Source organism: Bacteroidota bacterium, assembly GCA_013696965.1.
Classification (GTDB): Bacteria; Bacteroidota; Bacteroidia; order JACCXN01; family JACCXN01; genus JACCXN01.
In genome coordinates this window covers 33818-48362 of the sequence record JACCXN010000057.1, presented here as the reverse complement: position 1 = coordinate 48362, position 14545 = coordinate 33818, and the positions used below count along the sequence as shown (strand labels likewise).

Sequence of the window (14545 nt, the reverse complement as noted above, 5' to 3'; positions counted from 1 at the left end):
ATATTGATTTGAAATAATACCTGTAATGGAACAATAACTATTCAATCAAAACTGCATCTCTTACTTTTTCTTTAAGTAAGGATTTTTGAACAACTTCAATCATTTCTTTTACATAAATAAATTTCAATCCAGTAAGGTAATTCGGATTAATTTCTTCTATATCTTTTTTATTTGCTTCTGAGAGAATTATTTCTTTAATTCCAGCTCTTTTTGCCGCAAGAATTTTTTCTTTTATTCCACCTACGGGCAAAACAATTCCTCTGAGGGTTATTTCACCTGTCATAGCTAAATTTTTCTTTACTTTTCTTTGTGTAAAAGCAGAAGCCAATGCAGTTAACATAGTAATTCCAGCAGAAGGACCATCTTTAGGGGTAGCTCCTTCAGGAACGTGAATGTGAACATTCCATTTATCAAACACATCCTGGTTTATACCGATTTTAGCAGCATGTGATTTTAAATATTCCAAAGCAATAATTGCTGATTCCTTCATAACATCACCCAGGTTTCCTGTAAGGGTTAGCTTCCCTTTTCCTTTGCTTAAACTGGTTTCAATAAACAAAATATCGCCACCAACTGATGTCCAGGCAAGGCCTGTAACAACCCCTGCTACATCATTACCTGCATATTTATCCTTTGAGTGAGCAGGGCCTAATATTTTTTTAAGTTGTAGTTCAGTTAGCTTATTGGCTGGTTTCTCACCCATAGCAACATGTTTTGCTATGTTTCTCACTACTTTGGCAATTACCTTATCCAGTAACCTAACTCCAGATTCTGCAGTATAATCTTCAATAAGTAACTGTAAATTGTTGAGGCTCAATACAAGGTCACCTTTTTTAAGACCATGCTCCTCGAGTTGTTTAGGGAGAAGGTGTTTTTTTGCAATTTCAATTTTTTCTTCCGTTGAATAACCTGAAATTTCGATAATTTCCATTCTGTCGCGCAGGGCAGGCTGAATAGATGATAGTGAATTTGCAGTTGCAATAAACATTATCCTGGATAAGTCATAATCCAGTTCTAAAAAATTATCATGAAAATTATTGTTTTGTTCAGGATCCAACACCTCTAGCAAGGCAGAGGAAGGATCGGAATGAGAATCTCTTCCTACTTTATCTACTTCATCAAGAACGAAAACAGGATTGGAAGTTTTTACTTTTTTTAGATTTTGAATTATCCTCCCGGGCATAGCGCCAATGTATGTTTTCCTATGCCCTCTTATTTCAGCCTCATCCCTAAGTCCTCCAAGTGACATGCGCAAATATTTTCTTCCAAGTGCTTTAGCAATTGATTTTCCCAGCGAAGTTTTACCCACTCCAGGAGGACCATAAAAACACAAAATAGGAGATTTCATATCTCCTTTTAATTTCAAAACAGCAAGGTATTCAAGAATTCTTTCCTTCACTTTTTCCAGGCCATAATGATCCTGATCAAGTATTTTTTTTGCTCTTTTCAAATCGAATTTATCCTTAGTAAATTCATTCCAGGGTAAATCAAGTAAAGTTTCAAGGTAATTGATCTGAACAGAATATTCTGCAGAAGCAGGATTCATTCTTTGGAGCTTATCAATTTCTTTATTAAAGGTTAGTGCAACTTCCTTACTCCACTTCTTTTTGGAAGCAATCTTGCGCATTTCATCTATTTCCTCATCAAGTCCGTTGCCTCCTAATTCTTCCTGGATAGTTTTAATTTGTTGATGAAGAAAATATTCCCTTTGTTGCTTATCAATATCAACTTTTACCTTAGACTGTATTTGATTTTTTAATTCAAGCATTTGCAATTCATCAGTAAGATACTTCAGCACCATTGTTGCCCTTTCTCTCAAATCAACTACCTCAAGCATTTTTTGCTTATTGGCAACAATTGCATTCATATTAGAGGAAATGAAATTGATCAAAAAAGAAGGACTGTCAATATTTTTGAGTGCAAAACCTGCATCAGAAGGAATATGAGGTGATTGCTTTATTATTTGTAAAGCAGTATCTTTTAATGTGGCGAAAAGGGCAGTAAACTCTTTATCTTTAGGAATGGGAAGCTTTTTTTCAAAAGGTGAAACCTTAGCTTTTAAATAAGGATCAGTTTGTATGGATTCTTGCAAAAAAAATCTTTTTTTGCCCTGGATAATAGCAGTAGTACTACCATCGGGCATCCGTAAAGTTTTAATGATTTTTGCAATGGTTCCAACAGAATTTAAATCTTCAAATAATGGATTCTCAACTGTGTCGTCTTTTTGCGATACAACTCCTATGGTTCTATCGCCTTTATATGCATCCTTAATCAATTTAATTGATTTATCTCTTGCAACAGTTATAGGTATTACCACTCCAGGAAACAAAACGGTGTTTCTCAGGGGAAGTATAGGAAGTGTTTCTGGAGTTTCTTCCGAATTCATCTGCTCTTCATCCTCCGAACTTAATAAAGGGATATATTCTGCATCTTCTTCTATCATATTTGTAAAATGAAATATATTATCGAACTCGTTCATATCAGTCAATTTGTCAGTATCAATGATTTATTTCCAGCATTTATAGTAAAAACCGGAGTAAAAATTATGGTAAATCTTGCTATTAAAATACAAGCCTATGGGTTTCAATTCTTGTACCAAGAATAAAACTATGTTAAAATGTCAAGTGTGCAGTTTCCTTTGCTCTCTTGTAATGTTGAAGATTTCGGTCAAAATCTCCTGTTCATTAATATCAAAAGTGATTTTTCTTCTCTCATAAACCCTTGCGGCCACTTCCTGGGCCTTTTCAATGGAAAATTCAGTTAATCCGTTTGCACCTCCCCATGAAAATGAAGGAATGAATTTAGGGGGGAAATCAGCTCCGAAAACATTTGCATTCACTCCTACCACAGTCCCTGTATTAAGCATTGTATTAATACCTGTTTTAGAATGATCGCCCATTAACAAGCCACAAAACTGAAGCCCCGTGTGAATATTTGATTCCTTAGAGTGACTCCAAACCTGAACCTGGCTGTAATTGTTTTTCAGATTGGATGTATTGGTATCTGCACCTAGATTGCACCATTCCCCAACTACCGAATTTCCAAGAAAACCATCGTGAGCTTTATTAGAATATCCTAAAACAACAGAATTATTAACCTCTCCTCCTATCTTTGAATGAGGCCCTATGGTTGTTGGACCATAAATTTTAGCCCCCATTTTTAAAGTTGATTCCTCACAAAGGGCAAATGGCCCACGAATCAAACTTCCTTCCATTATTTCGGCATTTTTCCCAATATACACGGGACCTGATAATGCATTAATAACTGAACAAGAAATTTTAGCTCCCTCCTCAACAAAAACATTTTCTTCTCCAATAATTTGGTTGTCTTTAGAAATAACTTGTGATACACGCCCTTTTGTCAGTGCCTGGAAATCCAAATACAAGGCGTGGCCATTTTGAGTGAAAATATCCCAGGGATTTTGAATTCTAATGGGTTTATAATTAGATCGAATTTTAAGAAAACCTGTCAATTCAATTAATTCTTTAAATGGCTTATTCACATTCTCAAGAAGGGTTCTTAATTCTTCATCTGTTAATCGAATAGCAATTACACAATCATCATAAATAAGTTGTTGTGATGCTTCCAATTTTAATATTTCTTCAAAATGTTCAGGTAAAGGACCTATTGAAGCGTTGATTAACAGATTTTGCTTTCCAATAATCATTGGAAATTTTTTTTGCAGGTAATCTCTTGTAATTGTTGATGTTTTGGAATTAAAAAGAAATTCCCATTTTTCGCGGATAGTAAGAATTCCTATGCGAATATCTGCAACAGGTCTTGTATATGTTAATGGGAGCAAATCATCTGCTGATTTGTCATCAAATAAAATTATATTCATTAACCTGAATTTATTTTATAAAATAGATTGATTACATGTTAAAAGAGAGCATATAATTTTCCGAAAGTAAACAAAAATAGCTGCCTAAAGAAGCAGCTATTTAAAGATTTAAAATGAAACAAGAAATTATTTCTCGCCTTCTTCTTCTTTATATTTTTTATACCTGCTACGGAATTTATCAACACGTCCTGCAGTATCAACCAATTTCATTTTACCGGTATAATAAGGGTGGGAAGTGTGAGAAATTTCCAGTTTAATTAAAGGATATTCATTACCATCTTCCATGGTAATGGTGTCATTTGTAATTGCTGTTGATTTAGTAATAAACGTATATTCGTTTGATAAATCTTTGAATACCACTAAGCGGTATGATTCCGGGTGTATACCTTTTTTCATTTTAATATTTTGTCTTTAAAGGATTGTGCCTATTATTTTTTTAAAGGGCTGCAAATATATAATTATTTTTTTACTATTACAAAGAGTTTTTTATCATTTATTCCATCTATAATAATAATTCAATAAAAACGTATTACATCGAACATTATCTTTGCCCCATTAAATTCTCATGAGATCAATCATCCCATACTTATTATTTTTGTTTCTCCTTGTGATGTTTACATGCTCCTGCCGCAGGGATAAAACATTGACTGACCCGTCAGCAAAGTTAAGTTTTTCAATGGATACTGTACTTTTTGATACAGTTTTCACCAGCATTGGATCTTCAACAAAACAATTGAAAATATATAACAACAACAATAGCAAAGTTATTGTTTCAAACATTCGACTTGGGCATGGAAATGCATCCCCTTACAGATTTAACGTGGACGGAATACCTGGCCCCTCAGTTAAAGATCTGGAAATATTAGCCAAGGATAGCATTTTTCTTTTTGTTGAAGTTACTGTTGATCCTTTAAATAGTAACAGTCCATTAATTGTTACTGATTCCATACTTTTTGAAACAAATGGAAACCAACAGGATGTAAACCTTGTAGCTTGGGGACAAAATGCACATTATATAAGACCTGATACATATTTGCAAGGTTTACCCCCATTTTCAATTGTATGCGATACTACCTGGACCAATAATATTCCACATGTAATTTATGGATATGCTGTAATAGACTCTTTATGCAAACTAACAATTGAGCAGGGTACCCAAATCCACTTTCACAATAATTCAGGATTGTGGGTTTATAAAGGAGGTTCTATAAAGGTAAATGGAACTCAGGATTTACCCGTTGTATTTCAAGGAGACAGGCTTGAACCTTATTATAAGGAAATTCCAGGTCAATGGGACAGGATTTGGTTGAATGAAGGAAGCATTGACAATGAATTCAATTATGCCATTATTAAAAACGGATTAATCGGCATTCAGGCCGAGACTCTCGAAGGTTTTATGGGCAATCAATTGACTCTGAATAATTCAATAATCAAGAACATGTCAAGGAGCGGAATATTTAGTCGTTTTTATAAAATACAAGCTGGAAACACTGTAATATCTAATTGTGGATTGTATGCAGCAGAGCTTACAATGGGCGGATATTATGAATTTAACCATTGTACTTTTGCAAATTACTGGAATCAAGGAACAAGAAAAACACCTTCCGTAATGGTATTGAATTATTATAAAGACCAGAACCAACAGGTTTATGCCTCACCTTTATATAAGGCTGATTTTAACAACAGTATTATTTATGGAAGTTTAGAGGATGAAGTATTGGTTGATGACATAGGCCAGGGAGTTGATTTTAACTATGGCTTTAATTACACACTGGTTAGAACTGCAAAAGAGCTTTCAGGATCACTTGTTTATAAAAATGAAGATCCACAATTCACAGATATTACCAAAGGTGATTTCAGCCTTAAACCCAATTCTTTTGCAATTGAAAAAGGTTCCCCCACCTTTGTAACTGGTGTTTTAATTACTGATATTAATGGCAATATCCGAAGTGGAAATCCAGATCTCGGAGCTTTCGAATTCACTCCTTAGTTCAAGTATTGTTCAAACTTGATTTAATGAATCTTTTATTCCAAAGGTTTATAGTGATAATGTACATCACCCTGTGACTGACCAGGAGAAGTATTGTTTTCATTTTTATGCTCTTCAGGCTGTATTTTGCGCCAATATGCATTTTCATCATCAGGGATATCATCTTCTTCATCATTTTCTTGTTGCCACTCGTATTTTTTTCTTTGAGGGCCTTCTTTTCGGTAAATATAAGCCAGAATCATTCCAGCAATACTGCCAGTTAGATGTCCTTCAAAAGAAACTCTATGGCTAATTGGAAAAATTCCCCATACTAAACTCCCGTATAAAAAAGTCACTAAAAGTGACAATACCATTAATGGAATATGCCATCTAATAATACCGCTAAAGAAAACAAAGGCAGCTAAACCATAAACAATTCCACTAGCTCCAATATGATAAGCCGGACGGCCTAAAGCCCATAGCCAGATATTGGCAATAAAAAAAATAAGAAAAAAAACTTTGTAGGCAATTGGCCTGTAAAAGTAAAAAAGAACAGTGCCCAAAATAATAATGGGAAGTGAATTATTAAAAAGATGCATCCAATCCCCATGAATGAAGGGTGAAAATAAAACACCTACTAAACCCTTTGCAGTTCTTGGAAATATACCCAGGTGCATAAAACTAAATTCTGTTAAATGCTCGATTGTTTTTACCATCCACATTAAAGTCACAAAAAAAGCTGGAAAAAACAAACTACGAACAAACCTTACTTTTTCTTCTTTCATTTTTTCGATCCATTAAGGTTTACAAAAATAACAACTAAATTGCACCATGGAAAAATAGTTGCATTTATTATTCCAGCACCGGCTTTATTGGAAACGATTAAAAACAATAATATACTGCTTGGAAACAAATAAATTTTAGGAGAAAATTCTTAGGAATTCTTTCAATTGTAGCAAAGTCAGGGTAAATGACTATTTATTTTTTTTGTACTTTATAAAATATAATTATCTTTGATAGCTAAATATTAGTCAATGAACAGATTAAGAATATTGCTTTCGTGCTCTCTAATTTTAATTTCGGTTATTTGTTTTGCCGGAGGAAATACACCGATAAAAAATAAAAACATAAAGGGCAAGGAAGACAAAAGTCTTTTATTGGAAGCAGATAATTCTTTTAAATTCGGGTCTCATACCAGTGCCTTGTATGCATATCAAAAATTACTGGAAAAATACCCTGATGAGTTATTGCTTAAATACAAAATTGGCATTTGTTATTTAAAACAAAGTGATGAATATGCTAATGCAGAAAATTATTTAAAACAGGTTTATGAAACCCGGCCAAACACTACAGACCTTTCTTTTTATCTTGGATCAGCCCTACATTATAATTTAAAATTTGATGAAGCTATCTTATTTTTGAACCAACACCTTAAGGAAAGTCCAAGCAATGAAAGAAAAAAACAAGTTGTGAGACTTATTGAAAACTGCAACAATGGAAAAGAATTAATGGAAAATCCTATTGAAGCAAAAATATACAACCTTGGGCTTCCTGTAAACACTAATGAGGATGAATATGTACCTGTAATTTCTTCGGATGAATCAGTTTTGATTTTCACCTATAGAGGAAATAAATCAACAGGTGGTTTAATGGATGAATCATTGAATAGTGATTTTCAATTCGGGCAATATTTTGAAGACGTTTTTATTTCTCATAAAGTGGAGGAGATTTGGAGCGAACCTGTTTCTATCGGAACAAATATCAATGGTACCAACCATGATGCCAGTATAGCTATTTCAAATGATGGTCAAAAATTATTTATTTACAGACATACTAAAAAAGACAAGGGCGATCTTTTTGTAAGTAACTTAGTGGGAGAAGTTTGGTCTGAGCCAGAAAGGTTAAAAGGAAACATTAATTCTAAAGATTGGGAAGGAAGTGCTTCTTTATCCTCTGATGAAAAATTAATTTATTTCTCCAGTGAAAGGCCGGGTGGATATGGAGGAAAGGATTTATATACTGCCGAAATCTCCAAAAAAGGAACATGGGATAATATCAAAAACATGGGACCTACAATTAACACATCTTTTGATGAAGATGCTCCCTTTATCCATCCTGATGGAACAATTCTACATTTTAGTTCAAAGGGACATAACAGTATGGGAGGTTTTGATATTTTCGTTTCAGAAATTAATAAGGAACAAAGATGGTCAAAACCACAAAATCTTGGTTATCCAATAAATACTGCAGATGACGATATTTTTTACGTTTTAACAGCAGATGGAAAAAGGGGCTATTATGCATCGGGAAAACCCGGAGGAATGGGCAAAAAAGATATTTATGTTGTGGAGCCAGGCCTGCTTTTAAAAAAGACAGTGCTAATGTTAGTTAAGGGTAATGTAACAATTGATGATGAACCAATGTATGCAGAAATAATGGTTGCATCAGGAATGAAGGAGAAAGGAACATACCATTCAAATGAAATAAGCGGAAAATATTTGGTAAACCTTCCGGCAGGACTTATATATACTATTACCTATAAAGTTGAAGGATTTGAACCAAAGTCTGAAACAATCAATACAACATATCTGGATTCTTTTATTGAAAAAGTAATAGATGTTAAATTTTACACAGAAGATTTTGTTGCTAAATTACCTGTAAGTGACACAGAAACAATAATAGAAACAATAACAGAAGTGGAAACAGAAACAAAACAAATTGTTGAAACGGAAACCATAGCCATTGTGAATAGTGAAGTAATGACATTTGATCAAATCCTTGAAAAATACGGCAACATTGTTACAGATGGGTTAATATATAAGGTTCAGATAGGAGCTTACAGAATGCCTGAGAATTTCGTGTATAAACATCTTGTTGAATTTGGAAAAGTTGAAACCCTAATGCTTGAAGATAAAATAGAAAGATTCACTCTTGGTAATTTTAGCACACTAAAAGAGGCGGATATGCTTAAAATGAAAATAATAGCCAAAGGTGGCTTAACCACTGATTCTTTTGTTACTGCAATCTACAATGGAAAACGGATATTTCTGGAAGATTTGATAAAAGTTAATTTTAAACCCTGATCTAATTAACTTTTTAAGTAATAAGGAAAACTATAGCAAAAGCATTGAGGAATGTTTTTTACAGATCCCTCTTTTATTAATTGGTGATTTTCTTCCTAAGAATCCCTGAGGCAATCAAAGAAATAACAATTCCCAAAATAAATGGGGCATAAAAAGACTGTTGTAGGTAATTTCCTTTTGTAAAATATTGTTCTGCCTCCTTTACCTGATTTTCTATTTGTATGGGATCAGCTAATTTTTCAGAAGCTTTAATCCTTGTCATTTCCACCATAAAACTTGTCCATTCAGGGTTTATTACTGTTAAATATAGCCACTGTGCGCCTACATTAATAATTGCAGCAATCAAGGATACTCCAAACCCGGTTAACACACCTTGCCAAAAAGTAATCATCCCCTCCTGGCTTTTGTTCCTTTTTTCTCTGATTGCCAAAACAATTGTAACAACAGGGATAAAAAGGGCAAACATAGTTACCTTAGGATGATAATCAATGTATGTATCATGCAATCCAATAACATATTCAATATAAAGCCAAGCTGCCCCTAAAACCCCAGTAATTAATCCATATTTAATTTCAGTTTTCATTACCTGCTTTTTTTTATTTATTATATTAAACACAGCTATTAATATAAGTCAAATTTAATTAAAAACTTTCCTCTTTTGTTCTTTTTCCTCTAAAATCAGGTAAATGAGAATTCATTTTTTTTTCTTAAATTTAATAGACAGTTAAAAGCAATAAATATGAGCGAAGAAAAAGAAAATGAAAAAGATAATGATACAGGAAAATTTCTAAAGAATTCACCTCTTAATCTTTATAAATTCTATTTTATTATTGCATTAATTTTTATCGGTCTTTATTTTTTCACTTCCCGCAGCACTTCAAAAGAAATTGAATGGAAAAAATTTGAACAGGGGATGCTTCTTACAAATGATGTATCTCGTATTGTTGTTGTAAATAATGAACTTGTGGAAGTTTACTTAAAACCAGAAAGCCTAACTAAGGATGAGTATAAGGAAGTTGCACAAACAAGTTTCGGAAAGCCAAATGAAGGGCCTCATTATTTTTTCACCATTGGTTCAGTTGAATATTTTCAAGAACAATTGGACCAGGCTCAAAGCCAAATACCTATAGAGGACCGTATTAGTCCAAGATTTGAGAAACGTAAAAACTGGGGTTTAGATGCTCTAGCCTGGCTTATTCCTATTGCAATTTTTGTTGCCATTTGGATTTTCCTGATTAACCGGATAAGTAAAGGAGGAATGGGTGGTGGAGCAGGTGGAGGTGGAGGAATTTTCAGTGTAGGTAAATCAAAAGCTTTATTGTTTGAAAAAGGTTCGAAAACCAACGTAACATTTAATGATGTAGCTGGTCTTGATGAGGCAAAAGTAGAAGTAATGGAAATTGTAGATCTTTTAAAAAACCCAGGAAAATATACAGCATTGGGAGCTAAAATTCCAAAAGGAGTATTACTTACAGGGCCTCCCGGAACAGGTAAGACATTAATGGCAAAAGCAATGGCAGGAGAGGCTAATGTACCATTTTATAGTATTTCAGGTTCTGATTTTGTTGAAATGTTCGTAGGTGTTGGAGCCGCAAGAGTAAGGGATTTGTTTAAACAAGCAAGGGAAAAAGCACCCTGTATAATTTTCATAGACGAAATTGAAGCTATTGGTCGTGCCAGAGGGAAAAACATGATGCAAAGCAATGATGAGCGAGAAAACACCCTCAATCAATTGCTTGTTGAAATGGATGGTTTTAACAGTGAAAAGGCTGTAATTATACTGGCAGCAACAAACCGGCCCGATTTGCTGGATTCAGCCTTATTAAGGCCAGGTCGTTTTGACCGGCAAATACTCATTGACAAACCTGATTTGATAGGACGAGAACAAATTTTCAAGGTTCATTTAAGAAAAATAAAATTATCAAAGGATGTAGAAGAAAAAAAGCTGGCAGCAATGACTCCTGGTTTTGCTGGAGCAGAAATAGCCAATATCTGCAATGAAGCCGCACTGATTGCTGCCAGAAAAAACAAATCAGAGGTTGAACTCATTGATTTTAATGATGCAATTGACAGGGTAATAGGTGGACTTGAAAAGAAAAATAAAATTATATCAAATGAAGAAAAAAAGATAGTTGCTTACCATGAAGCAGGACATGCCATTTGCGGTTGGTTTTTAAAATATGCCCATCCCCTTGTCAAGGTCTCAATTGTTCCCAGAGGACTAGCAGCTCTGGGTTATGCACAATACCTGCCAAAGGAACAGTACCTGTATACTTCCGATCAACTCATTGATAGTATTTGTATGACCCTAGGTGGAAGGGCTGCAGAAGAAATTGTTTTTGGACAAATATCTACAGGCGCACAAAATGACCTGGAAAGGGTAACAAAACTTGTTTATTCCATGATTACCCAATACGGGATGAATCCTAACATAGGTCATTTCTCTTATATAGATACAACAGGAGAATATACCTATAAACAATTGTATTCAGATGAAACAGCCCGTATGATAGATAATGAAGCACGAAAACTTGTTGCTAACAGTTATGAACGAACATTAAAATTACTAAGAGGAAAAAGAAAGGAAATGGAATTAATAGCACAAGAGCTTCTTGACAAAGAAATTATATACGTAGCTGATTTTGAAAGATTAATTGGCAAAAGAAAAACCACAGATACACTTGAACCAGTCCCTGTTAATTAATGGAAATGATTTTATCTCAAGGGTTTATTATTGTAATAGAACCATTAAACATGAACTTGTGAACTATAAAGATTATTATAAGATTTTAGGACTATCAAAAGATGCATCTGAAGCAGATATTAAAAAGGCTTACAGGAAGCTTGCCTTAAAATATCACCCTGATAAAAATCAAGGAAATAAAGCTGCAGAAGAAAAATTCAAAGAGGTAAACGAAGCATACCAAGTATTAAGTGATCCTGAGAAAAGAAGCAAATACGAAAAATTCGGCAAGGATTGGAGGCATTACCAGCAAGCTGGAACATCTAAGCCCTACGATTGGTCCCAATGGTCTGGAGCAAAGCAAAGCTCAGGAAGAGGATATGAAACCTTTACTGGTGATTTTGGGGATGCTTTTGGAGATGGAGGTTTTTCTGATTTTTTCGAAACTCTATTTGGTGGTGGTTTTTCCAAAAGGAGATCCAATAGCGGGGAAAGGCAAGGTTCGAATGCATTTAAAGGTCAGGATTACCAGGCTGAAATTGAAATCTCATTAGAGGAGGCTTTTCATGGTACAGAAAAAATATTGAATCTAAATGATCAGAAAATCAAAATCAAAATAAGTCCAGGTGTTGCAGACAATCAAAAATTAAGGGTTAAAGGAAAAGGTGCACAAAGTATAGGCACTGGCCCTGCAGGAGATTTGTACCTTACTATCCATGTTGCTAGTCATCCCCATTTTGAAAGAAAAGAAAATGATCTTTATGTGAATGTGCCAATGCATTTGTATAAGCTGATTTTAGGAGGTTCCACGTTAATAAGAACCCTAAGCGGGAGTGTAAAAATAAACATTCCTGCCGGTACTGAAAATGGAAAAGTGTTACGGTTAAAGGGCTTAGGTATGCCCCTATATAAAAACCCGGGTACTTTCGGAGATTTATATGGCAAAATTAATGTTCAAATACCAAAAGATTTTTCTGAACAAGAATTGGAATTAATCAGACAACTTAATGCAATTAAAAATGCTAAAAAACATGCAGGAACAGTTTAGTAATTTGGATATTATTCAGGAAGATAGTATGAATTATGCGGAAGCAAATCCCGTATTTATATGCACTTCAAATGAATTAATGGAAAAACTAAAATGTGCGGATGTATTTGAATTCAATGAAGCAGTAAACAGGGCATTAAAAACTTGCCAATCATTGTCTATTTCACTTAATCAACATTTTAAAAGAATTTATAGTGGCCATCATCATCAAACCTTAAATGCTGAATGGCATTTTACTTCTTTGGCTTGTTACCTTGTGATTATAAATGCCAATCCTGCAAATTATAATGTAGCAAGAGCACAATTGTTCTTTTTTGAAAAGAGAAAAGGTATATAAAAATTAAATTGAACTTTTTCAGGTACATGAACAAATAAAACCAGCAATCTTTTTATCCATCCAAAATTACTTTCACTTATCTCAGTGAAAATCTTTATTTCCTTTTCAATAGAATATAAAATTGCTGTGCCAGGCTTGAATTTTATACTATTAAAGCATTTATAGACTGTAATAATTGAAGTTTTGGGAAAATAGGCTCCAGTAAATTTCAGTAAGGCAATAACAAACAATCATTTCCTCCTATTAAACCAAATCGGTTTTCAATTGCAAATAAAATTTTTGAAGCAAAGAAAGGCAACCTTTAAGAGGAAGGTTTTATTTTAAAAAAAGCTGGAAGAAATCAATAAAATTCAGCTTGTGGATTTCCAATCAGATGAGTTTTTGGCCGGTAATATAAAACTACCTCTGTGCTATCGGCAGCATAATTATAAATAAAATTTCTGGCTGAGAGAAAAACTTTTTTCTCAGGAAATGCTGGAACGTTCATTTCTTCCATTGACCATTCTTTAATTTCAAGTGCATTATTTTTAACCAGTTTTCCAATTTTTTCTGGTAACATTGATTTTGTTTGATCACTTATATAAATGCTTCCATTGTTTGTATTTCCAGAGTATAGGTTAAAAGAAGTATAGGCAGGCCACAGGTTAAACAGATTAAATATGGGAATTATCCAAGCCAGCAGAAGAATGGCCCTTGTTATATTCAACTGAAAAAAACCTTTCAGGTTTTGTGAAAAATATAAATGTTCCCCGGTAAAAAGAAAAAACACAAACAATGGCATTGCGGTATTCCAGGGCCAAAGAACCGTGTTAGTATTACTCCCAAGAGGCCCTGTAACTAATAAATAAAAAAAATGTATGAAAAATGCTGTGAAAATTGCAATTTTCCTGCTTTTCCTAACTAATAATCCAATAGCTGTAAACAGTTCTAATACAGGAATTAACAAACCAATACCATAAACAATAACATTATTTCCCATGGACTCCGAAAACCGATTCACTACCTGGGAAAAGTACAGGTGGTTGAATTTAAAAATTCCACTCCAGAAAAATATGCCACACAGTAACAACTGCAAAGCAGGTATTAGAAAAGCCGGGCCTTGTTTCTTTGTCATAGAAGAAAATGCCAAAAGCATAAGCAGGTATTGGTAAACCCAGGGTTGAAACCTGTTAATATCCAAGAATGCAAGAATCAGCAACAGGATAAAAAGGGAAATGTTCAGTAGGAAATTAAATGGGTAAACAAAACCAACAGCAATAAGCAGAATGATAATATACAGCAGTATATGATCGAATGGCTGGATTAAACCGGGAAAAAAATCAAACAATGGGGTTAATGGAAAATATATTGACTCTGTAAGCCATAAATTATAAGAAAGCATTATTCCAATAAAAAGAGCTGCAAGCAATATGAATTTTATTGCTCCTACACGCTTTTCCTGATCAAAATCTGCTAGTTTTAATTTCAAAGCGTATAGTTTTTTATTCATTGAATTTACTAATTATTCTTTAGTTTGCATAATATTACAGAAGCTGAAAAAAACGAGGCTAGGAAAATAATGTTTGCAAAAAATTATTCAATGCC

At 33.8% G+C, this 14545-nt stretch carries 11 protein-coding genes; 5 read left to right on the top strand and 6 right to left on the bottom strand.

Features of this window, described 5'->3' with window-relative positions:
• Nucleotides 1–37: 37 nt before the first annotated feature.
• The 3 genes from lon to H0V01_08830 all read right to left on the bottom strand — a co-directional run bounded on the left by lon (nucleotide 38) and on the right by H0V01_08830 (nucleotide 4237).
• Entirely contained in the window at nucleotides 38–2479 is a 2442-nt protein-coding gene (lon, locus tag H0V01_08840; protein ID MBA2583473.1) for an endopeptidase La, read from the bottom strand.
• A 141-nt stretch (nucleotides 2480–2620) separates the two neighbouring features.
• Nucleotides 2621–3841, bottom strand: a complete 1221-nt coding sequence (locus tag H0V01_08835) for a GlmU family protein (GenBank protein MBA2583472.1) — start codon at nucleotides 3839–3841, stop codon at nucleotides 2621–2623.
• Between the two features lie 126 nt (nucleotides 3842–3967).
• Complete coding sequence (locus tag H0V01_08830) at nucleotides 3968–4237, bottom strand: type B 50S ribosomal protein L31 (protein MBA2583471.1); 270 nt, start codon at nucleotides 4235–4237, stop codon at nucleotides 3968–3970.
• A 169-nt stretch (nucleotides 4238–4406) separates the two neighbouring features.
• Between H0V01_08830 and H0V01_08825 the strand changes: the two genes are divergently transcribed.
• On the top strand, nucleotides 4407–5831 hold the full coding sequence (locus tag H0V01_08825; GenBank protein MBA2583470.1) for a hypothetical protein: 1425 nt from the start codon (nucleotides 4407–4409) through the stop codon (nucleotides 5829–5831).
• A gap of 35 nt (nucleotides 5832–5866) precedes the next feature.
• Here H0V01_08825 and H0V01_08820 read toward each other — a convergent pair whose 3' ends face one another.
• Nucleotides 5867–6595 carry a rhomboid family intramembrane serine protease gene (locus tag H0V01_08820; protein MBA2583469.1) on the bottom strand — a complete coding sequence of 243 codons (729 nt, stop codon included), beginning with the start codon at nucleotides 6593–6595 and terminating at the stop codon, nucleotides 5867–5869.
• A gap of 249 nt (nucleotides 6596–6844) precedes the next feature.
• Here H0V01_08820 and H0V01_08815 point away from each other — a divergent pair, with 249 nt between their 5' ends.
• The gene (locus tag H0V01_08815) at nucleotides 6845–8893 is read left to right on the top strand and encodes a PD40 domain-containing protein (GenBank protein ID MBA2583468.1); all 2049 of its coding nucleotides are present in this window, start codon (nucleotides 6845–6847) and stop codon (nucleotides 8891–8893) included.
• Nucleotides 8894–8969: 76 nt separating this feature from the next.
• Here the strand turns inward: H0V01_08815 and H0V01_08810 are convergent, their stop codons facing one another.
• The gene (locus H0V01_08810; GenBank protein MBA2583467.1) at nucleotides 8970–9476 is read right to left on the bottom strand and encodes a DUF4199 domain-containing protein; all 507 of its coding nucleotides are present in this window, start codon (nucleotides 9474–9476) and stop codon (nucleotides 8970–8972) included.
• A gap of 156 nt (nucleotides 9477–9632) precedes the next feature.
• On the opposite strand from H0V01_08810, the gene H0V01_08805 reads away from it, so the two are divergent.
• The 3 genes from H0V01_08805 to H0V01_08795 are packed head-to-tail and all read left to right on the top strand — an operon-like array spanning nucleotide 9633 to nucleotide 12961.
• Nucleotides 9633–11597: an ATP-dependent metallopeptidase FtsH/Yme1/Tma family protein gene (locus H0V01_08805; GenBank protein MBA2583466.1), complete on the top strand. Its 1965-nt coding sequence runs from the start codon at nucleotides 9633–9635 to the stop codon at nucleotides 11595–11597.
• A gap of 58 nt (nucleotides 11598–11655) precedes the next feature.
• Nucleotides 11656–12624 (top strand): DnaJ domain-containing protein, encoded by a 969-nt coding sequence (locus H0V01_08800; protein ID MBA2583465.1) that lies wholly within the window; start codon nucleotides 11656–11658, stop codon nucleotides 12622–12624.
• Nucleotides 12596–12961 (top strand): hypothetical protein, encoded by a 366-nt coding sequence (locus H0V01_08795; GenBank protein MBA2583464.1) that lies wholly within the window; start codon nucleotides 12596–12598, stop codon nucleotides 12959–12961. Before H0V01_08800 ends, H0V01_08795 begins: the two co-directional genes overlap by 29 nt.
• A 340-nt stretch (nucleotides 12962–13301) precedes the next feature.
• On the opposite strand, the gene H0V01_08790 is transcribed toward H0V01_08795, so the two are convergent.
• A complete protein-coding gene (locus tag H0V01_08790; protein MBA2583463.1) occupies nucleotides 13302–14450 on the bottom strand; it encodes a hypothetical protein in 1149 nt (382 codons plus the stop codon).
• Between the last annotated feature and the right edge of the window lie 95 nt (nucleotides 14451–14545).